This is a genomic window from Shimazuella alba (genome assembly GCF_009831235.1).
Classification (GTDB): Bacteria; Bacillota; Bacilli; order Thermoactinomycetales; family Thermoactinomycetaceae; genus Shimazuella; species Shimazuella alba.
In genome coordinates, this window is sequence record NZ_WUUL01000007.1 from 89985 (window position 1) to 109028 (window position 19044).

Sequence of the window (19044 nt, forward strand, 5' to 3'; positions counted from 1 at the left end):
AAAAAAAGGCTGTGATATGACATGCAACAACCATCTAGAAAAATTCTCCTCCTAATTCTTCCATTCCTGCTAATTGGTATCAGTTTGTCGCCTGCATTTGCTGCTGGAGCAGATCAATCTAAAATCGGAGACTTTCAAATGTGGTATGTTCATAATGGTCAAAAACAACCATTAAAAGATGGTGGGGGAGCTAGAATTGAAATGCAACAATTACTTAACAAGGTTGATCATCTTGCTGGTCTATCTTCTTTTCAATTACCAAACAAATACATTTTGATTCAATTTCATCACCCCGTTGTACTGTCTGTATTTTCACCAATCAAACATCCATTTCAAACAGTCATTGTAACGATACCCAAAGATCGCTCTGCACTTGCCCATTTACTTATACGAAATTCCCAAGGAAGTTGGGTAGAATATCACACAAAGAGGTCTCTTTCTATTTTCTTACAAAAAATAACCCCTCCATCTAAAAAAGATGGAAGGGTTATCTAAAATAGCATTAATCAATTTCAACAATTTTTAATTGGATAGTCCCGGATGGAACAGGAACATTCACTACTTCTCCTACTTTTTTGCCAATCAATTCTTTTCCAATTGGTGACTCGTTTGAGATTTTCCCAAGTTCAGGGTTAGTTTCTGCACTACCAACTATATAATAGGTTTCTGTATCACCATCTGGAATTTCTTGAATGGTTACTTTAGCCCCCACGGAAACAACAGTTTTATCCGTTTCACCGGGTTTTATAATCTTAGCATTTCTAATCATATTTTCAAGAGTCAAAATTCTCGCCTCTATAAGACCCTGTTCTTCTTTCGCTGCATCGTATTCAGAGTTTTCGCTTAGATCGCCTTGCGAGATAGCTTCCTTTAAACGTTCCGCCACCTCATGACGTTTCACTGTTTTCGCGTTTTCTAACTCTTCTTTCAGGTTTTGTAATCCCTCTTCCGTAAGTAATACTTCTTTTTGATTAGACATTACCGATTCCTGCTACTGAAAACATAGAAAATACCCCTATAAATCCATTCCAAAGTTTTTGTCCCGTCCGTGTTCCTGAGAAATTTAAAACTCAACATCGTTTATTTCCTGTGCAGCCCATGTACATTGCACTGTTTAAATTCCGTATATGTAACAAGGGTTACTTTTCGCCATAAGGGTATCAGTCTACAAGTAGCAAGAATTCACCTCCTTTTTTTGTAAATAATTCTAGGGCATTTTTACATCTTTTTCGTCATCTTTTGTTTTATCGAAACAGCTTGATCCTCCTTAAAAAGACACAAACCATAGGAATCTATCCGTTAGTATTATTTTTTGGGACAACCGTGCTACATGATATGCCGCGATCTAATTCATTATGCCTATTTCTTCCTTACTTATCAAATTAAGAAACCGATTACAAAAAAGGGACTGCTAGTTATATTAGCATATTTATGTTTATGAACCAAGTATTTTAGAAATTATTTTTCTTAACTATCTTTTATCTCATCACCCCAGTACTCACTGCATATTGCGATGAAAGAAATGCTAATCACATTTGAATAAATACCCTCAACCTAATAAGATGAGAAAATTTTATCTATACAAAAACAACTATTTTATCATATAATTATTTATTCGACATTCAAACGAAAAATCCTTCTAGACTGCTATATTTTGATATTTTCTATAATTGATGGATGTTATGTTATTTTAAAATAGAGCGCATGAAATGCGCCCTATTTTTACCTTCCTCTGATCTTCCTTCTACTTCGCTTCCTCGTTTAAGAACCAGTGTTTGTATTTTTGATAAACAAAAGACACCGCAAGTAAAATAATTCCTAATCCCATAAAAGAAAAAATACGATATAAGGTGGTTAAAAAGCTAAGATCAAATAAGAAAATCTTCAAGATAGAAAGCCCAAAAATACAAATCGACATAATACGTACAGATTGTTTTTTCTTCCATATTCCAATCCACAAGAAGAAACAAGACAAAAGTAACCATGCGATGGAAATACTCAACTGCTGCAAATTACTCCATTTGACTACTTCTGCATTCTGTGTTCCTAATCGTAGCACTGTAGATTCGAATGTATCACTTATTTCCATCGTTACACAGAGAAAAACAACAAAGACCCCAAGGAAAAACACCGATTGGCGTATATACCAAAGATAAGGATCTCTAGAGATCTGCTGATCCTTTTTCAAATAGTGATAAAAGAAAACAAATACACCAATAACGCATATGAACGACAAAAAACGAAGATTCACCACAGGAACAAAATGATGATAAGAATAGTAGCTTATACCTTGAAATAAGATGGGAATTGTTCCTAAACCTAAAGTAGAAAGCCCCACATAGGTTAATAAGCGATATCGTAACTTTACTCCTAATACGTACATCGGAATGCTGCATAAAATCCAGACTAACACAACACTATAAAATTGTTGATTTTCTAAGTGTTGAGCAGTTGAATTTTCTTTTGTTGCAATATGAATTTGTTTCGCAAAACCGTCTATTATCTCTACCGTTATGATTTCAAATAACAGCAAGACCATTGCTAAAATTACAGATAAGCGAAACCATTTATACCAAGGATGTTGGAGATCTAAGCCTTTCCATAATCGATAAGAAACATAGAGCAAGACAACTGACAAAACAAAAACCAGAACTCTTATATTCCATACTGGTGTATAAAATTCCCATACAGGATACGACACCCCAGAAACTATCAAATAGAGCAGCATCGCACCTAACATAGCATTACTAGTCACAACAAGATAGTGAACATTGCGCTTTAGAGCAAAGTATAACACCATCACAGCATATACCAGTAAGCAGAATACAACCATTAAATCTGTCATATAGCTCAAATGCAAAGGATCGTTCCAAGCTGTTATCCTTGATCCCAACAAAGGAGTATAATTGCGCGGAAACAGTTGAAGAGAAATGATGTGCCCTTCAACATATATCCCGGCAAATAATAAAATAGACCAAACAGCATGTAAGCTGTTTCGAATTTTTTTGACGCTTTTTTGATTATACCAATGGGCACTGTATAAAAGCACGATCGAACAGAGCAAAACATTCCCGAAAATCCAATTAGTAACTAACTCCCCTTGCAGAGAACTCGAAATCGTATAGAGAAATATGGTTACACTCACAAAACTGAGAACTCCTAGTCCAAACCTTTCTACAAACTTCACCTGATAATGTAAACCCCACCATATAATGATTGCTACTTCCAAGCAAGTAACAAACAAAAAAGCTGGTAAATCAAAATAATGATAAGTAGCAATTATGATGAACATCAGAAAAGTTATTCCCTGTCTAGCAACTTGCCAATGATTTGCTTGGTTGAGTTTTTTTAGATAATGAAAAATAGCAATAGGTAGAAAATACACAATCCCAACAAGAAACAAACTAATACTTACCACGGTGTGACTTGCAGACATACTTGTCAGATGTAATAAAAGCCCGTAAGCAAGCATAATGGTATTGATAATTCCCACAGTCTTTTCTCTCTTTTGCGTTTTTGTAAAAAACAAAAACCACATGTCAAATAGATAAAAAAGAAACCAAAAACAAATTAGAAATCCAAGATAAACACTTACCTCCTCTTCATTTGATAGAAGGCTCATACTAAAAAAGATCAGGTATGTAGTAAAAAAAGAAAGGTAATAAAGTATCATCCAATTGTGCTTTTTTCGAACTAAAGCCAACATCCCAGTCAATATCAAAGCTAGATAACTCATCAAGCCAATGACACTGCCCTCACCAGATAAAAGAAATGGAGTGCCGAAAGCTCCAATCCATCCAAGAGATGCAACTGGCAGGGATTGATAATGGATTGCTTGTTGAAAACACAACATCGTTACAACTAGCATGGCTATCATTGCAGTTAGTTGAGGCAGTAAGCCATAAAAGTTATAAGCAGCGAATACAGCAGCATAAAGCACTGCTACCCCAGTACCTACTAAGCCTTGGCTAAAAATAGTCAACCCTTTTTTCTCAAATCGACCGCCTATAAATAGTAAAGAACCACCAAATATCGCACCAATCATGACTCTCGCGATCTCATTAATCCAATTATTATCAAAAGCATATTTCATAAAAAATGCTACACCGAGAAATAGCGCAACTGCTCCAATCCAGTTCAACCATTTCCCGCCAATTAACATCTCCCATTCGGTACGAGTTCGTGATTTGCGCTTTGTTTCTTTTTTCTTCTTCACAGGCTCAGCAACTGGCACTGTGAAATAGACGGCTTGTTTCTCTCCCAGTTCACCTACGCTTTCCTCTGTAGATTGGATGCTGGATTCATTTACAATTTCCATTTCATTCGATCTATTTTCACCTTGTTGAACCAGAGAAACACCCTTTTTATCCGGCAAATTATGCTCTTTCTTTTCCAAGTCAAGGAGCCGACTTTTAAAGTCTAATAATTGTTGTTCTAACAAACCAATTTTCTGTTTCAGTTCGTTGTTGATTTTATAAAAACGATAGAAAAGAATAAAAATAACAACAAAAACAAAGAAAATAAACATGCTTTTCGCTGCACCTCCTTTTTGAATTGTACTATGTTTCATTGTAAAATCTGTAACAAGTCTGAATTTGTGAGGCAACTGTAATCTGCTAGAAATATAGAGATTAATTTTCACCTAATTTGTATTCTTTTTGTAATCCTATCAAAATGGAAGCGACCCCCTCTCCTAAGGAGAGGGGGCTGTAGTAGAAACCATCAAAAAAAGATGATGACCCTACTTCAAAAGCTTCATCATCTTTCTAACTTCTGTGATGAAACTTTTACAGGACTCGATTTTCTTTCTATCATTGCCGTTCTTAAAAATTGCTAGAGCCATTTCCGCTTGTTCACAAGCACTGTTCATTAGACTTATTCGAGTCCTTTTGTCTAGATTTTCTCGTGTGTCACAAGCTCTTCCATACGTGTTGCTTGCTTGTTCAAATTGTCCGTCCGCTGTCAGTACGTCAGACATAGGAACCTTCCTGCAAACACTGTCCAAATTGCTTCTGATGGAATCATATATGAATTATAGAAAATGATCAACAGTCATTTACTCTTAAAAAATTATTTTATTTTTGAGCAATAGGAGAAACTTTACGAGCAGCTAACCAAGTACCTATTTGTATAAAACCAAGGCAAAGCAGCATCGGTTTTAGAGATGTGATATGTGGGCTTTTCGAAATGATGATTAAGAAAATACATAAGCTGATCAAACGTCCAAAATTTAAAACCAATTCTTTGGTAACAACATATTCTACTCTCAGTTCAACTGCTTCTTTATGTTCCCCAATCACATCATATGTGATGGAAGTCAGCGGAGCGTAATAAAAAGGATAGAACAAATATAGACCTACCCCGTAAATCATCACAGTCCATATGTTCCAATAGATGAGAAAAGGGATAATCAATAGCCCCATCATGATGGTTGCTATTAGCATTGCATGAATGCGCCATGCAGGTCTAAGATATCTTCCAAGCAATAAATAAGAAATAAGAGATACGACCGAGGCTGCTGTATAATAACTACCAAGCGTTAACTCGTTTTTGGTAATAAAATAAACCAGCAAACCTGTAAGAAACAAAAAAATACCTTCTCTTAGACCTTGGAACAAAGTTGCTAATTGTACCCAAAACCAATTTGATTTTGGTTTAAAGGAAATAGCAATTACTTTTCCCAGTTGAAAACTGCCTTCTGATTTACGTAATTTAAGCCAAAAACTTACAATGACAGATAGAACAAATATCCCTAATGATATCCCAAATATAATACGATAACCTAAGAAATGATTTACTTTTGTAATGATAAAACCCGATATTAATGGTGCAACCATCCCTGACAAAGAGGTAATAAATCCACTAATTCCATTCATGACATCGCGATTATCTCGTTCTGAAATCTCAAAGTACAAGACATTATAAGACATCCAGAAGAAACCATTTCCCAATCCCAGAAAAAAACCGAGCAGAACAACATAATCCACTGCTTTTGTATCTAGAATTAAAACAGTCAGATAAAACAATGCTTGAAGAGCAACCCCAATTCGAATGGAGATAACCCTATCTACTTTTTTGGTAATCCACCCAGCTAAAATGAATGTTAGAGCGATCGCGAAATAATTGGCGAAATTATACAAACCAATCTGAAATAGACTTTGATTAATTTTCCACAAAAACACGTTTACAAAAGCATTGGATAATGAAAAAGAAAAAGCATGTAATCCACTGACACTCAGTAAGACCCATGCCTCACGATTTAATTTCTTTAAAAAGTTCATAGTGCCTCACCAAGATATAGTCTATCCAAGCAGCTGTGAATTATGTTTCTGAATCTGGTCTTCGAAATTGTAAAAAGACCAGAGCAAGCAGAAACCCTGCAAGTACAGATATAAAATAAACACCAGTGAGTGGATAATCGATGATGAGATTCAATATGGTTAAAACAAGAACTGCCAGTCCGAACTGAGGATGAATAGCTTTGCGTATAAAAAGATATAAGTAGACCCCAAAAATACCATAAACTGCACCTAGTGAACCAAAATAAATACCTTCCATACCAGTTATGTATATAATTACAAAGGATATCATTCCTGACAACACATAAATCAAAAGAAAAAATAGTCGTCCCAATAACCATTCTAATTGCGGACCTAAAATATATAAGAAAAAACAACCTAATAAATAGGAAAATACACTAGTATGTAAAAAGATAGCAGTTAATACTCTCCACCAATCGCCTTCTTGAATTCTCCATCCTTCTACTGCACCGTATTGGACAACAAGCGCTCCCTCAGACAAGGTCCCACTTTGAAACAACAGCATCAAGTAGCATATGGTATGAACAATCATCAAACTTGTTATTACTGGAAAGAAACGTGGGAATTGCTTTAGAGGGATATGTGTGTGTCCAAACAAATGTTAAACCTTCTTTCTAGGGATTCACCTCTGCTATAGGTTGTCCCATCTTTAATGATGTACATTCTTGAATCGAGGGTAACCAACTTATTGCATTTTCTTCAAAAAGTAGGATAACAGTTGATCCAAACTCAAAACGACCCAACTCTTCCCCTTTTTTCATTTGTATTGACTCTACATAAACTTTTTTATTTTGTTGGTGTCTCCCACCAGTATTTGTAGAAATCTGATCATCAAAAGATACTTTTATACTCCCAACATTTGTAGCACCTACTTTTACCAGTGCAACTGTTCCAGCATTACCTTCTATGTATGAAATAACCCGTTCATTTTGTACAAATAATCCAGGAAACAAACGAACTCCTGATTCATTTACAGGATACAAATTACCTGGTATATAAGAAAGTGAACTTATTTGTCCTGCTATCGGGCTGTGTATACGATGATAATCACGAGGGCTTAAATAGATCGTAGCAAATTGTCCATTGAGAAAAAACTTCGCATCGTCAATATTTGCCAGTAAGTCATTGACATGATAAGAGATACCTTTAGCTTGTATCAATGTTCCTTCATCTATTTTGCCAATCTGTGTTATAACACCATCAACAGGGCTTACAACAAGATTGGGATTTGGGTCAATTGGTCTTGCTTCATCATGAAGTTCTCTTACAAAAAAATCGAGTAAGTTATCAAATTGACCAACCTGTTTTTTCACTGGATTAAGATCTATCTGAAACTTTTTAATGTAAAAAGGAATAAAATGACGACTAAATGGTTTTTTTGCTATATTTCCAACCAATCTTGATAAAACATTTTTTGGGGTTATTTTCCAAAAAAACCGAAGAACAGGGTCTTTCATTAGATACCTCCACTTCTAAACGATTAAAAGGAAAAAAACGGATGGAAAGAAAAACGACTACTTGGGCACAATACCTTCTAGGAGGTGATCGAATGAATAACAAATACAAAACCGATCCTGCTCACTTACGTAAGCAAAATGCTCAAAGCCAAAAAGCTGGTGCTGCTGGACAGTTTCAGAATGAATTTGCTTCTGAATCTGCTACCAACGCTCAGCAAGTGAGAGCTCAAAACGCTCAAAGCCGTAACGCTGGGACTGCTGCTGCTCGTTCCGCTGCTGGTGCTGCTGGACAGTTTCAGAATGAATTTGCTTCTGAATCTGCTACCAACGCACAACAGGTGAGAGCTCAAAACGCTCAAAGCCGTAACGCTGGGACTGCTGCTGCTCGTTCCGCTGCTGGTGCTGCTGGACAGTTTCAGAATGAGTTCGCTTCTGAATCTGCTACCAACACACAACAGGTGAGAGCTCAAAACGCTCAAAGCCGTAATGCTGGGACTGCTGCTGCTCGTTCCGCTGCTGGTGCTGCTGGACAGTTTCAGAATGAGTTCGCTTCTGAATCTGCTACCAACGTACAAAAAGTGAGAGCTCAAAACGCTCAATCTCAAAACAAGAAGAACCAAAACACTTCTAAGTAAGATTAGATTAGAAAATCCCAATTTCCATGAAGTTGGGATTTTCTACTTTTCCATGTTACAGTGTACCACAAAATAATGAAACTCTGTAGGCATGAGAAGTGGGAATATTTTAAAGTTACTTTCGGTTTCTTACTAAATATCGTATCGCTCGATTCGTATTGACAGACCGTATGAATTCGCGATCAATTTTTTTACCTGTATAAAGTAATAAATAACGAATTTGTTCTGGATTCAAATTTGGGTTTACTTGCAGCATCAGTGCAATTGTGCCTGAAACATGCGGAACTGCCATAGATGTGCCGCTCATCTCTTTTGTGGTTTGCCCTAACCATGCAGATGGAATTTTTTCTCCAGGAGCTGCGATATCAACACCTTTTCCCCGATTACCAAATGCGGATAAACGATTGTTTGGTCCTACTGATGTTACTGCTATTGTCTCAGGAAATCGAGCCGGAAAATCAATCGAATTTTTTAACCCTTGATTTCCAGTTGCTGCTACCATCACAATCTTTCTGCGATGTGCGATCATGATTGCTTTCTTTAATGATTCGCTGACCATCTCCATCCCGAAACTCATGTTGATGATATGCATCTTTTTCTCGATACACCAATTAATCGCACTTAATAGATCAGATAAATTGGCACTGCCGTTTTTATTGAATGCCTTGACAGCATAAACGCTTGCCCATGGAGCTACTCCAATCAAGCCTGCATTACGAGATCTACCAGCTATTATTCCAGCAACATGAGTCCCATGGCCATTGTAATCCATCGGAGGGAAACTTCTTGCTAAAACATTGATACCGCCTTTGTAGTTTCGGTAGATAGCTGGATGACTTGGATCTATTCCTGTATCGATGACAGCAATACGAATGCCTTGACCTTTTACTTTTGTCCAAACCATAGGTGCACCTATACGCTCTACTCCCCAAGGAAAAGAAGGCTTTACAGCATAAGTAGATCCATGGAAGGAAGGTTCCGTGATATTTACTCGAATATCTGGTTCTGCATGCTCTACATATGGATGATTATCTACCCATAAACGATGATTGACGGACTCTCCGATCACCATTCCCAAATGAGGAAGATATTCAATGGGTATAATACCTCGATTTTTTAACTCCTTGGAACATCTTGCAAAGTTCGTGCCATCTTTCAAATAAAAAATCCTTCTATTTCTAATATTCTGAGGGTTCTCATTGTCTGGTTCCATTTCCTTTCCCCCTCACTCTTAAGCTGAACGGAGAATAGTCTATAAAACCTCATTCTCCAAGGATGGTGAAAAAATGAGCAATGATTATTTTGAGGAATTAGCAAAATTAGCAAGTGATTTGTCTAAAAGAACAAGTCAGTTAGATGAAATGATGCAAGCCCTATACAATGTCAATCTATCTATCGGTGACCAAGATAAATTGATGAAGCTTATCAATCACATGGCGAAATTTAATAAACAAAAACCAAATGAATCAAAGCCATCGAATGCAACTTCGCCTCCCAGTCCAACTACATCAACCCCTGCTATAAACGAACAAAAAGGTGATTTCATGTATGATTTGTTTAATTCACCTGCTATGATGTCGATCATAAAAGAACACTATGGCAAGAAAAAAAAGAAGTGAGCTTGTTAACTTAAGATATGGGAAGGCAATCTTGGGGGTATATGTAGTCACCTAAAAAAAGTGCCCTTTTTGTACAAAAAGAAAAAACGCCTATTAAAATTTAGGCGTTTTTTACTATTTCTCTGGTTTCCATTGATTTGCCGTACAACCAATTAGTGAAAAATCGACATCACGTCCTACCTCTTTCACATGTGGATAAAATTGCACTACACAAGCTAATGGATGAGTTACTGTTGATTCATCTATAAAAAATAGTACGAGTTCTCCTTCATCTTCTTCATACGTAAGATATAAAATTTGGTAGTCAATTTTTCCTTCTCGCTCATCTTCAATCGTAAAAATCGTTTCTTGACTGATTAAAAATTTTTCTTGATCTAATTCAACCGAATCTTCTTCTTCTATTTCAAACCTATGTATATCTTCTTGTAATGCAATTTTACTTAGCACACCATAGACAGCTAATTGTTCTTGTTCTGGTTTTAACATCCCCATTACAAGTTGTTTACTCTTCTCTTTTTTTTGTTGTATGAGGACTTCCAAATCCGAGAAAAACATTTCTCGGGTGGAAGTTTGAAAATTAACATTGCTGCCATGTGAGAACACCTTCATATTCAATCACTCTTCCTGCTTTGCCATATTGTCGAAGCATGTATCAACGTGATTATATCGAGGAGTTTTTTTCAAAGCAAGTAAATGAGCAGTGATAGATATCACTGCTCATTATCACCAAATATTTAGCTTTTTAAATGAGAGGAACTTAGAAAGCGCCACCACCAAGTTGTTGCTCAGCAATAGCTACAAGACGTTTGGTGATTTCTCCTCCTACAGAACCGTTCGCACGAGAAGTTTCATCAGCACCAAGTTGCACACCAAATTCTTGAGCGATTTCAAATTTCATTTGATCAAGAGCCTGTTGAGCGCCTTGTACTAACAATTGGTTACTGTTGCTACCACGATTAGAAGCCATTTTCTTTCACCTCCTCTCCGTTGGGTGTACTGTTATAATGCTTCTTCTTGGACTAGATCATTCATAAAAAAAGCAAAAACAAATGTTATTTGCTGGAAAGAAAAAAGTGCTGTACACCTTATTGGTGTACAGCACTTTTTAGCTTATTTGTTTTTGCTGCATTTCTTTATGTTGTTGTCGAAGTTTTTTCATCTCTTGATGAAGATCGTACTGTTCTAAAAACTCATGTCGTTCCTTTGCAAGTAAGTATTCTTCCATTAATAAATCTATCTGTTTTTCAAGTGCTCTAAGCTCTTCCCTCATGTCTTACCTAGCACCTCTATTCATCTAGATATATAAAAAAGAATTAACTTGTCACATGTGTATCTACCCTTTTATCTGCATAGATAAACCATGAAATTTAAAATAGAAAAAGTTTTTATTTAGTATGAATAAAAAACTTTTTTTGATAGAATGATAATAAATTTATTTAGAGGTAAAAAAGGTGGGAAAATTCATGTCAGCTAACACACCTCACATACCATCCTTTTTAAAACAGTTTCGATCAATGAAATTCGATTTATTGTTACAAGATCTCCCGAAACTTAGTAAAGATCAATTAGAGGTATTAAAAAAAGAAATTGAAATTCTCCTTGAACAGAAAAAATAACCAGCACCTCAGGAAGAGGAGCTGGTTTTTTGCAGTGCTTGAAATAACTGTCTGGATAAAACAGATGACCGAAAAAATCGATACATACGCAAAGCATGCACTGCAGAAAATAATTGTGTTCCTGATTGTATTCGTTGTTCTTCATCGATTCGGATATAATCATTTTTCTCTAACAATGAAAGTAACTGCTTCGTCGAATAATCTTCACTGTAGGTTTCAAATAAATTTTCAAAATGAGCCTTCTCAATATATCCTTTTGCGTTCCATTGCTTTCTTAAATCGATATCTAACTGGGGATAAATTAATAACCCCCATAAAATAACGATAGCTGCTTGTGCTTCTTCTGGCCATTTTTTATGTAGAGGTTCATCGATTCGCGATGTTAGTGTGGAGCGAATTTGATTAAGAGATAACACATATAGCACTCCTTTTATTTCGTATACCTCTATCCATTGTCCAATATATTCTGTTTCATACTACTAACCACATATTTTTGTTCAAAGGAAAATTAATGCCAAGATTTATGTGATCTTCATCCACTGCAACTAAGCTTGAAGTATGTTCTAAAGTCGCATGTCAATCCGGCTTTACTATATTTACTATCTTAATAGTGGAAAAGTTTCCGTCATTTCTGTTATATTGTTAAGTAATAAAAATGTGAACATTGAAAGGAGTTTCTATATGTTGCTCGACCCAAAAAAGGGGAAATATTCCAATGAAGAAAATGAGAAAATAATACAACTTGTTAATGAAGGCCTAAAAAACGGGGAAAGAGAAAGAGATACCATAAAATTAATAGCCAACACGTTAAATCGAGGTTATGCCGGCATTATGTCACATGTAAGAAAATTACGTACCGAGCAGCCAGATCGTTTTGAGACCGTAGACCAACATTATAAAGACAATGCAGCACGTCTTAATAGTTGGACAGAATCAGAAGAAGAAATAGTGATAGACACTGTTAATACCCACTTAAATGAAGGAAAATCACTCTCTACAGCAATCTCTTCATTGGAAGAAAAATTATCCCGTACCCAAGGAGCTATTTATCAACGTATCTATACCCTTCGTCGAAAGCAACCTGAACGTTTCGAGCATCTTCCAGCAGAAAGACCACGTAAAAAAAGAAAGCTTCCTGAATGGCAAACGAACCGTCCTGTTATCCGAAATTTGGATCGTACTGAGGTTATCCCAGAACCAAGCTTATCGCCTATTTGGACCAACTCAAATCATGACTCTCCGTCGCCAAACGAAGAGACAATGATATACCAAGCTTTTGAAACTCGATATGGTAAATTAACCAGAGAAGCCAAAGAAAAATTAGCTCAGTTGATGCGCCAATACGGTTGTACACGTGTATCCATCTCGTTGCTGACGTTAAATGATAATAAAGCGTTTTCAAGTATCATCGCTAATTTTTTAGAAGAGTGTCTAAACAGAGACATAAGGTAGTGAAATTCCTATATTGATTTTCATTGAATTATTTATAAGAAGAATAATATTTCCCTTTTTGTTATACCAAAGCATAACATGAATATTTTTTAAACTATAAATATTATATGAAAGCAGAAATATTAGTATTATTCATTATAAATCCATAGAAATTACAAAGGAGGGCGATTACTTTCGCGTCGTCCTTTTCATTCTTCATTTCGGGCAAAGTTGCAAATAATAAATAGTCTTTCCCGATCGAATGACGTCTTGCTCCCATTGAGAAGATAACTGCTTATCGTACAAGGAATTAGCTGCATAATCTTGTATTTCTTTGATGATTTCCCAATTCGCCTTTTCTATTTGTTGCAAAGTAAATTCATATAGGCCACTATGATCTGTCTTAAAAATCAAATCCCCGTCTGGAGCTAAAAGCTCTCTATACGTGGAAAAAAAACGATGATAGGTCATTTGCCTACTTTTTCGAATAGGCTCTTCAAATGGTGTACAAAATTGAATATGAAAACGATTTACTTCTCCTTTTGAAAAGATCAGATTCAGTTGTTCGACATCCATCCAGATATAGGATAAATTATTTTGTTGAAATCTCCCGGTGCTAGCTCTCATCAATTCAAATGCATTTCTCTCAATTCCAATCCAATTTATATAAGGAAACTTAGTGGCAGCTTGTCTAATAAACTTCCCTCGTCCGGTCCCCAGATCTACATGTAATGAGGATTGCGGATTAGGAAATAAATCTCGGATCTTTATTTGGGAATTTATTCTCCTTGCTTGCCCCTTCGTTATCACCATTGGCTCACGAAAGATGTTGTGTTTTCCACTCATAAAAATTACCCCTCTACGAAAAAAAGACCCTAAATAGGAGCCTTTTTTTCTGTTTTCTTTATTTAAAAAGCAAGATCATCTTGCTTCTATTGATTTGTCAAGAGGGACACGGGCTCCCTGACAAAATCCGAAGGATTATGCCTGAATCTTGCGATTCACTTGACGTTGTATCTACCCACGTAGATTACAACAACACCTGTCGAAAACAGATGCTTTTTTTTTGGGTTTTTTTTATTTTACTTGAGACAGAAAGGAAAGGAACCGGAAGGAAAATTACTTATCCAACACGAACCTAGCAAATCCTGCACTACCAAAAAAAGCAACCAAGAAGGCAAAGACGGCGACGATGATGGTAGTCCATCCTCGGCGTATCTCACTCTTCATCCTCTCGATATTTGCTTCTTTCTCCCTGATCTCCACTTCGTTCTTCTTGATATCAGATTCGGCCTTGCGAGTATCCGCATCTGCCTTCTTGATGTCAGCTTCAGCCTTGCGAATCTCTACGTCGGCCTTCTCGATATCCTTCTCAGCTTTCTTGATATCAGATTCGGTCTTCTTGATATCAAGTTCAGCTTTGCGGATGTCGACCAAAATCTTCACAATGTCGGCATAGGCCTTGGTTTGCAGCCAGTCTTCCTTGGGAACCTCCGCACTGATCAGATGCTGCTCGGCCTTTTGCACCATAGCCAGAGCAAGCTGAGGAATCTCGTCCGTCTGCAATCCGTCGTACTTGTTGAGCAACTCGGCAACAGAAGCCTTGAACTCTTCAAGTGACTGCTCGATATTTCCCGTTCTCGCCAGGATTGGGGAAATTTGAGTTTGCAACAGATTGTTGACAGAAGCCTCATTTGGGATACCGTCGAGCTTCGCGGATTGCAGTTGAAGCAGAGCTGTCAACTGCGCACGCAAGTCAGCAAGAACAGCGTTGGGAGTTCCTGGAGGACTTGGAGATCGGATAGAGCCCATCTCAAGATCAACTTGGTTGTTTGCATTGCTGGACATGTTGTTGGTTTGGTGGTTGAATTCGAGTTGTTGGATAGTTGTGTGTGTGGTGTGTATGTTTCGGAGGTACAACATCACTATAACATTAGATAAAAAAATATTCAATATATAAATTAAACTATGATGATTGCAAATTTTATGTTTATAATAATAATAGAGAATTATATTCATGAACAAAAATGACACTTCTACGAGATCGACTGAAAGAAGATGATGCCATGTCCTATTCTCATCAAATAAAACTAAAGAATGGTAAACTACAACTCTATGCAAATCCATCAATCCAATCCACGCTTTCTCCCAATGTATACCAAATAGCAAACAATCAACTACAAATACCCAATCAACTATTTTTTTCTTTAACACCCGACGTTCACGTAAATGGTGAAACTTGCATTGGAACTACTGCCGTTTGGAATTTGCAGGATGGGTTTATAAGCCCTTCCATTGTCGGTACAGACATCGGTTGCGGTATCCGAGTACATGTCACACCTCTACACAAAAAAGATATAGCAGATATTCGAATACGACAAAAAATAGTTCGCTACATAGAAAAATTCATTCCACTCACGGATCAAATTCCATCCCACTATCGGTCTCTAGATTTAAGCGACATTATAAAAAATGGTCTATATGCATTGGCTCCCAAATTTTTAACCAATCGGAGTTTTACTCATGTAGAAGCATCATCTTTCAAGCTAAATATTGATAATTTGGCAGACATTCATCCTCAAAGCTGGATCAAAGCAAAACATCAACTAGGTACATTGGGAAGTGGAAATCATTTTATTGAATTGCAAACTGTCACGATTCCAGATGACAAAAAAGAATTAGCAGCAGCATGGGGATTGTTTGAAGGTCAAGTGATTTTTCTCATCCATTCTGGTTCACGCGGTTGGGGTAAATCACTAGAATCTCACTACACACAAGACTTTGCTGCCGCGATGAAAAAAAGAAAGCTCTCCAGTGGGAAACGTTCTTTGCTCTACTTACCAATCTCCTATCCAGAGGCAAAAAAATATTTTCATTTGATGGCAAGTGCAATGAACTATGCGTTGGTAAATCGACAACTTATCGCTTTTGGCGTAGAAAATGCGTTGAAGCAAATTTATGGTAGTGAGATGAAAAGTACACTGCTTTATGATTTGATGCACAATTACGCATTAGTAGAAGAATATCAAAATAAGCAATATCTTGTTCATCGGAAAGGGACGACAAAAGCACTTCCTGCAAATCATCAGAATAATCCAGCTGCCTATCGGAGTACAGGTCATCCTGCTCTTATCCCTGGTTCAATGGGAACTCCATCCTACATTATGGTTGGAGAAAAAGAGGCAGAAAAAAATTTTTATTCCATTTGCCATGGTGCAGGGCGTATTTTTTCTTCTCATGAAAAAACAGAATCAACAAACATGCAAGAAAAAAACAACACCTTATCTTTAAACGAAAAAGAGTTTGTCGTTCTAAATCAATGGACAAAAGAACGAATTCAGGAAGAATCTCCATCTACTTACAAAGAAGTGGACCAAGTAATTGATACCATTGTAGGAGCAAAACTAGCCTCTGTTGTCGCAAAATGCAAGCCTATGGCAGTGATAAAAGCTAGATAAAAAGCAAAAAAGGCGGTGACACCGTGACCAAAAAAAAGGAAGGGCCCTCCAAATGGGATATGAAATGGAAAAGACCTAGAAAAACAAAAACGAATTGGAAAATACCTAAGAGTGTCTGGATTATTGTTGGACTTTTAATTCTTTTTACTGGTGTAACACTTACAACGAATTATACAAACGAAAAAACAGCACAACCAAAACCAGACACAAAAAAGCAACCACAAAAAAAGGAGACAACTACCACCACTGTAACCCAGAAACAATCCTCTGCACCAGTGCTGGCATACCGAAAAGACCAACCATCTAAAGAAAAACAATCTGAAAAACCAAAGCAAAATCATAACAAATCGAATAACACCGAAACAAATACACAAACCAATACTTCTAAAGAAAACCCGCCAAAAAGCGAACCCAAAGTGAAAACGGTTTATGTCTATCGAGATCGCCCTACGAATAATCAAGAAAATTCGAAATCAACAACTCCAAAAAAGACAACTCCCAAGACTACAACACCACCAAAACCGACAACTCCTAAAAAAACAACACCAAAGCGATCTTCTCCTTCGCCTACGAAACCTAAAGTAACACCGATCGATAAAAGAAATGTCCTTAACAATGGCGGATTTGAAACTAGTCGTTTAGATTATTGGGACAGCTGGTCTCCTGATGGACAAGGAGTTGTCCATGCTGTAGTGAAGGATTACCCAGCTAGTGGAAAGTACCACTTAGTTCATTGGCATAACCGTGACTACAAACAAATGAGTTACCAACGTCTATATAATTTACCAAATGGAACTTACACGCTAAAAGGTATGGTACGCAGCAGCAAAGGGCAGGCTGACCTGAAACTAGGTGTAAAGGATTTTGACAACTCAACCAATGGCGAAGAAAAATACGTACTGTTAAATTCAAAGTCTGATCCGAGTAAATGGAAAGAATTTCGTGTAGACAATGTCGTGGTAAAAGGCGGAGAAGCGATCGTCTTCACATACTCTGTCGCCATGGCTGAGCAGTGGGCTGTTTTTGATAATATTAGTTTCTATCGTGTGAAGTAAAATAACACTATCTAGTAAAATGATCTTTTATAATTTTAAGGTCATTTTATTTTTTTATTAAAAAATATTATTTATAAAATACATATTTTATGGACAATTCAGTATAATTTTGTTATTCTTAATAAAGATATATGTATTTATTTCGACAAAATTTTGGATAATTTATGGCAAGGCATTACTATCCTTTTCGAAAGGTGGATTCCATTTGGGTACTCCTGGTTTTATTACTGGACTACAGACTGCGTTGACACAGTTAGCTAATTGGATGCTAATCTTAGTTCCTGCTATCATCGTTATCACTTTTGTTATAGGTGGTATCGCACTAGCGAAAGCAGAAGATGGTACAGAGACAAAGGCTGTAAAAGACCGAATGGCAAGAGCTATCATTGGAGCAGCTATTGCTGGTACTGCCACTTGGGTAGGTCAATGGGTAGTACAGCTTTTCAACATCAATACAGGTGGTTAACTTACCATCCTATCCTGATTTTCAAAGGAGGGTAATATGTCACCTATTTATTTAGTTAATTTCTTCGATATATTCACCAATCCTGTCAAGTTCATCACTGATCTAATCGGAGAAGTGGTTAAAAGTATAGTAGAAGGTATACTCAATGCTCTTTGGCAAGCGATGGTCTTACCTTTGGTAAAGGCGTTCATCATTGATCCTTCTAATCCTGAAAAACCACTTGGACTGGATCTTTCCACTCTTTTTATCAGTTTTCAATATACTGCCTTTGGTTTACTCATGGTTCTTTTTATGATCCGAATCCTAAAGAGTCTACGAGATAATCTTACGGATGAAGATGAGCCAAATTACCCAGAATTATTAGGTTCCTTTATTGTTAGTTGCGGACTAATTTTTGCGACACCATATATCATCAACAACTTCCTAATTCCTGCTAATACTGGGATTATAAACCTTATTAGTAGTACAAGTATTGGTGCTGCTGATATGGGCGTTATTACCAAAGCCAAATTTTCTGATGTTATCAACTTTTCCGGAGACATCAATGTCTGGGTTCAGATCATTATAGAGATCGTTTTATTTGTTGTGTTCATTCTCCTTACATTTGCTGGAGCTCTCCGTTATGTTGAACTCATTTTGCTCTATTTCCTCGGTCCATTTTTTGCAACTAGTTATATCAATCGCAGTAACCTATACCCCACTTATTGGACAGAATGCTTTGCTGTTATCTTCACCCAAAGCTTACAGTTTTTCCTCTTAAAACTAGCAATCGCCCTTATTCCTAGTGGAGATGTCCTGTCTGCGACTGGAATCGTGCGTATTGTACTGATGACGGCAGTTGTGATTGTGGGAGTACGTGGTCCACAAATACTAAGACAATATATTCGTGGTGCTGGGATTAGTAGTCTGGCAAGCAAAGCAGGCAAAATGATGATGTATCGCGGCATGAGCAAAGGTGGTTCACCAAGCAAATAAATAATGCAGGTG

Annotated in this window: 22 protein-coding genes; 9 read left to right on the forward strand and 13 right to left on the reverse strand. The window is 36.9% G+C overall.

Translation table 11 applies throughout. The features are described from left to right. The first annotated feature begins 21 nt into the window (after positions 1-21). Positions 22-495, forward strand: a complete 474-nt coding sequence (locus tag GSM42_RS11725; RefSeq protein WP_160801726.1) for a hypothetical protein — start codon at positions 22-24, stop codon at positions 493-495. Positions 496-502: 7 nt separating this feature from the next. On the opposite strand, the gene greA is transcribed toward GSM42_RS11725, so the two are convergent. From greA to asd, 6 genes are all read right to left on the reverse strand, one after another. After that, complete coding sequence (gene greA / locus GSM42_RS11730; RefSeq protein WP_160801727.1) at positions 503-979, reverse strand: transcription elongation factor GreA; 477 nt, start codon at positions 977-979, stop codon at positions 503-505. 765 nt (positions 980-1744) lie between these two features. After that, positions 1745-4528: a DUF2339 domain-containing protein gene (locus GSM42_RS11735; RefSeq protein WP_160801728.1), complete on the reverse strand. Its 2784-nt coding sequence runs from the start codon at positions 4526-4528 to the stop codon at positions 1745-1747. 213 nt (positions 4529-4741) lie between these two features. Further along, positions 4742-4978, reverse strand: a complete 237-nt coding sequence (locus GSM42_RS11740; protein WP_160801729.1) for a hypothetical protein — start codon at positions 4976-4978, stop codon at positions 4742-4744. 97 nt (positions 4979-5075) lie between these two features. Next, the gene (locus tag GSM42_RS11745; protein ID WP_160801730.1) at positions 5076-6281 is read right to left on the reverse strand and encodes an MFS transporter; all 1206 of its coding nucleotides are present in this window, start codon (positions 6279-6281) and stop codon (positions 5076-5078) included. Between the two features lie 40 nt (positions 6282-6321). Further along, entirely contained in the window at positions 6322-6918 is a 597-nt protein-coding gene (locus tag GSM42_RS11750) for a rhomboid family intramembrane serine protease (protein ID WP_160801731.1), read from the reverse strand. A 16-nt stretch (positions 6919-6934) separates the two neighbouring features. Next, on the reverse strand, positions 6935-7777 hold the full coding sequence (gene asd / locus GSM42_RS11755; protein ID WP_160801732.1) for an archaetidylserine decarboxylase: 843 nt from the start codon (positions 7775-7777) through the stop codon (positions 6935-6937). 92 nt (positions 7778-7869) lie between these two features. Here asd and GSM42_RS11760 point away from each other — a divergent pair, with 92 nt between their 5' ends. Next, complete coding sequence (locus tag GSM42_RS11760) at positions 7870-8412, forward strand: gamma-type small acid-soluble spore protein (protein ID WP_160801733.1); 543 nt, start codon at positions 7870-7872, stop codon at positions 8410-8412. A 115-nt stretch (positions 8413-8527) separates the two neighbouring features. Here GSM42_RS11760 and GSM42_RS11765 read toward each other — a convergent pair whose 3' ends face one another. Beyond that, on the reverse strand, positions 8528-9625 hold the full coding sequence (locus GSM42_RS11765; RefSeq protein ID WP_160801734.1) for a S8 family peptidase: 1098 nt from the start codon (positions 9623-9625) through the stop codon (positions 8528-8530). Between the two features lie 73 nt (positions 9626-9698). Here GSM42_RS11765 and GSM42_RS11770 point away from each other — a divergent pair, with 73 nt between their 5' ends. Further along, positions 9699-10031, forward strand: coding sequence for a hypothetical protein (locus tag GSM42_RS11770; RefSeq protein ID WP_160801735.1), 333 nt, complete (start codon positions 9699-9701; stop codon positions 10029-10031). Positions 10032-10145: 114 nt separating this feature from the next. Here the strand turns inward: GSM42_RS11770 and GSM42_RS11775 are convergent, their stop codons facing one another. The 3 genes from GSM42_RS11775 to GSM42_RS11785 all read right to left on the reverse strand — a co-directional run bounded on the left by GSM42_RS11775 (position 10146) and on the right by GSM42_RS11785 (position 11301). Next, positions 10146-10646, reverse strand: coding sequence for a hypothetical protein (locus GSM42_RS11775; RefSeq protein ID WP_237446579.1), 501 nt, complete (start codon positions 10644-10646; stop codon positions 10146-10148). 142 nt (positions 10647-10788) lie between these two features. Further along, the gene (locus GSM42_RS11780) at positions 10789-10998 is read right to left on the reverse strand and encodes an alpha/beta-type small acid-soluble spore protein (RefSeq protein ID WP_160801737.1); all 210 of its coding nucleotides are present in this window, start codon (positions 10996-10998) and stop codon (positions 10789-10791) included. Between the two features lie 138 nt (positions 10999-11136). Then, positions 11137-11301, reverse strand: coding sequence for a hypothetical protein (locus GSM42_RS11785; protein WP_160801738.1), 165 nt, complete (start codon positions 11299-11301; stop codon positions 11137-11139). Between the two features lie 193 nt (positions 11302-11494). Between GSM42_RS11785 and GSM42_RS11790 the strand changes: the two genes are divergently transcribed. Continuing rightward, positions 11495-11647: a hypothetical protein gene (locus tag GSM42_RS11790; protein ID WP_160801739.1), complete on the forward strand. Its 153-nt coding sequence runs from the start codon at positions 11495-11497 to the stop codon at positions 11645-11647. A gap of 8 nt (positions 11648-11655) precedes the next feature. On the opposite strand, the gene GSM42_RS11795 is transcribed toward GSM42_RS11790, so the two are convergent. Beyond that, positions 11656-12063 (reverse strand): hypothetical protein, encoded by a 408-nt coding sequence (locus tag GSM42_RS11795; protein WP_160801740.1) that lies wholly within the window; start codon positions 12061-12063, stop codon positions 11656-11658. 265 nt (positions 12064-12328) lie between these two features. Here GSM42_RS11795 and GSM42_RS11800 point away from each other — a divergent pair, with 265 nt between their 5' ends. Then, positions 12329-13099: a hypothetical protein gene (locus GSM42_RS11800; protein WP_160801741.1), complete on the forward strand. Its 771-nt coding sequence runs from the start codon at positions 12329-12331 to the stop codon at positions 13097-13099. A gap of 195 nt (positions 13100-13294) precedes the next feature. Here GSM42_RS11800 and trmB read toward each other — a convergent pair whose 3' ends face one another. Together trmB and GSM42_RS11810 are read right to left on the reverse strand one after the other, a co-directional pair. Then, positions 13295-13924, reverse strand: coding sequence for a tRNA (guanine(46)-N(7))-methyltransferase TrmB (gene trmB / locus GSM42_RS11805; protein WP_160801742.1), 630 nt, complete (start codon positions 13922-13924; stop codon positions 13295-13297). Positions 13925-14197: 273 nt separating this feature from the next. Beyond that, a complete protein-coding gene (locus GSM42_RS11810) occupies positions 14198-14926 on the reverse strand; it encodes a hypothetical protein (RefSeq protein ID WP_160801743.1) in 729 nt (242 codons plus the stop codon). Positions 14927-15105: 179 nt separating this feature from the next. Between GSM42_RS11810 and GSM42_RS11815 the strand changes: the two genes are divergently transcribed. The 4 genes from GSM42_RS11815 (at position 15106) to GSM42_RS11830 (ending at position 19032) form a co-directional block, all read left to right on the forward strand. Further along, positions 15106-16536, forward strand: coding sequence for an RtcB family protein (locus tag GSM42_RS11815; RefSeq protein ID WP_160801744.1), 1431 nt, complete (start codon positions 15106-15108; stop codon positions 16534-16536). Positions 16537-16559: 23 nt separating this feature from the next. Further along, on the forward strand, positions 16560-17591 hold the full coding sequence (locus GSM42_RS11820) for a hypothetical protein (RefSeq protein WP_160801745.1): 1032 nt from the start codon (positions 16560-16562) through the stop codon (positions 17589-17591). A gap of 205 nt (positions 17592-17796) precedes the next feature. Continuing rightward, the gene (locus GSM42_RS11825; protein WP_160801746.1) at positions 17797-18057 is read left to right on the forward strand and encodes a hypothetical protein; all 261 of its coding nucleotides are present in this window, start codon (positions 17797-17799) and stop codon (positions 18055-18057) included. A gap of 36 nt (positions 18058-18093) precedes the next feature. After that, positions 18094-19032 carry a conjugal transfer protein TrbL family protein gene (locus tag GSM42_RS11830; protein ID WP_160801747.1) on the forward strand — a complete coding sequence of 313 codons (939 nt, stop codon included), beginning with the start codon at positions 18094-18096 and terminating at the stop codon, positions 19030-19032. The last annotated feature ends 12 nt before the right edge of the window (positions 19033-19044 follow it).

Bases quoted from the DNA above. Each gene is read 5' to 3' on its own strand.
- GSM42_RS11725 (WP_160801726.1), top strand. From the start codon at position 22: ATGCAACAACCATCTAGAAAAATTCTCCTCCTAATTCTTCCATTCCTG.
- greA (WP_160801727.1), bottom strand. From the start codon at position 979: ATGTCTAATCAAAAAGAAGTATTACTTACGGAAGAGGGATTACAAAAC.
- GSM42_RS11735 (WP_160801728.1), bottom strand. From the start codon at position 4,528: ATGTTTATTTTCTTTGTTTTTGTTGTTATTTTTATTCTTTTCTATCGT.
- GSM42_RS11740 (WP_160801729.1), bottom strand. From the start codon at position 4,978: ATGTCTGACGTACTGACAGCGGACGGACAATTTGAACAAGCAAGCAAC.
- GSM42_RS11745 (WP_160801730.1), bottom strand. From the start codon at position 6,281: ATGAACTTTTTAAAGAAATTAAATCGTGAGGCATGGGTCTTACTGAGT.
- asd (WP_160801732.1), bottom strand. From the start codon at position 7,777: ATGAAAGACCCTGTTCTTCGGTTTTTTTGGAAAATAACCCCAAAAAAT.
- GSM42_RS11760 (WP_160801733.1), top strand. From the start codon at position 7,870: ATGAATAACAAATACAAAACCGATCCTGCTCACTTACGTAAGCAAAAT.
- GSM42_RS11765 (WP_160801734.1), bottom strand. From the start codon at position 9,625: ATGGAACCAGACAATGAGAACCCTCAGAATATTAGAAATAGAAGGATT.
- GSM42_RS11770 (WP_160801735.1), top strand. From the start codon at position 9,699: ATGAGCAATGATTATTTTGAGGAATTAGCAAAATTAGCAAGTGATTTG.
- GSM42_RS11780 (WP_160801737.1), bottom strand. From the start codon at position 10,998: ATGGCTTCTAATCGTGGTAGCAACAGTAACCAATTGTTAGTACAAGGC.
- GSM42_RS11785 (WP_160801738.1), bottom strand. From the start codon at position 11,301: ATGAGGGAAGAGCTTAGAGCACTTGAAAAACAGATAGATTTATTAATG.
- GSM42_RS11790 (WP_160801739.1), top strand. From the start codon at position 11,495: ATGTCAGCTAACACACCTCACATACCATCCTTTTTAAAACAGTTTCGA.
- GSM42_RS11800 (WP_160801741.1), top strand. From the start codon at position 12,329: ATGTTGCTCGACCCAAAAAAGGGGAAATATTCCAATGAAGAAAATGAG.
- trmB (WP_160801742.1), bottom strand. From the start codon at position 13,924: ATGAGTGGAAAACACAACATCTTTCGTGAGCCAATGGTGATAACGAAG.
- GSM42_RS11810 (WP_160801743.1), bottom strand. From the start codon at position 14,926: ATGTCCAGCAATGCAAACAACCAAGTTGATCTTGAGATGGGCTCTATC.
- GSM42_RS11815 (WP_160801744.1), top strand. From the start codon at position 15,106: ATGACACTTCTACGAGATCGACTGAAAGAAGATGATGCCATGTCCTAT.
- GSM42_RS11830 (WP_160801747.1), top strand. From the start codon at position 18,094: ATGTCACCTATTTATTTAGTTAATTTCTTCGATATATTCACCAATCCT.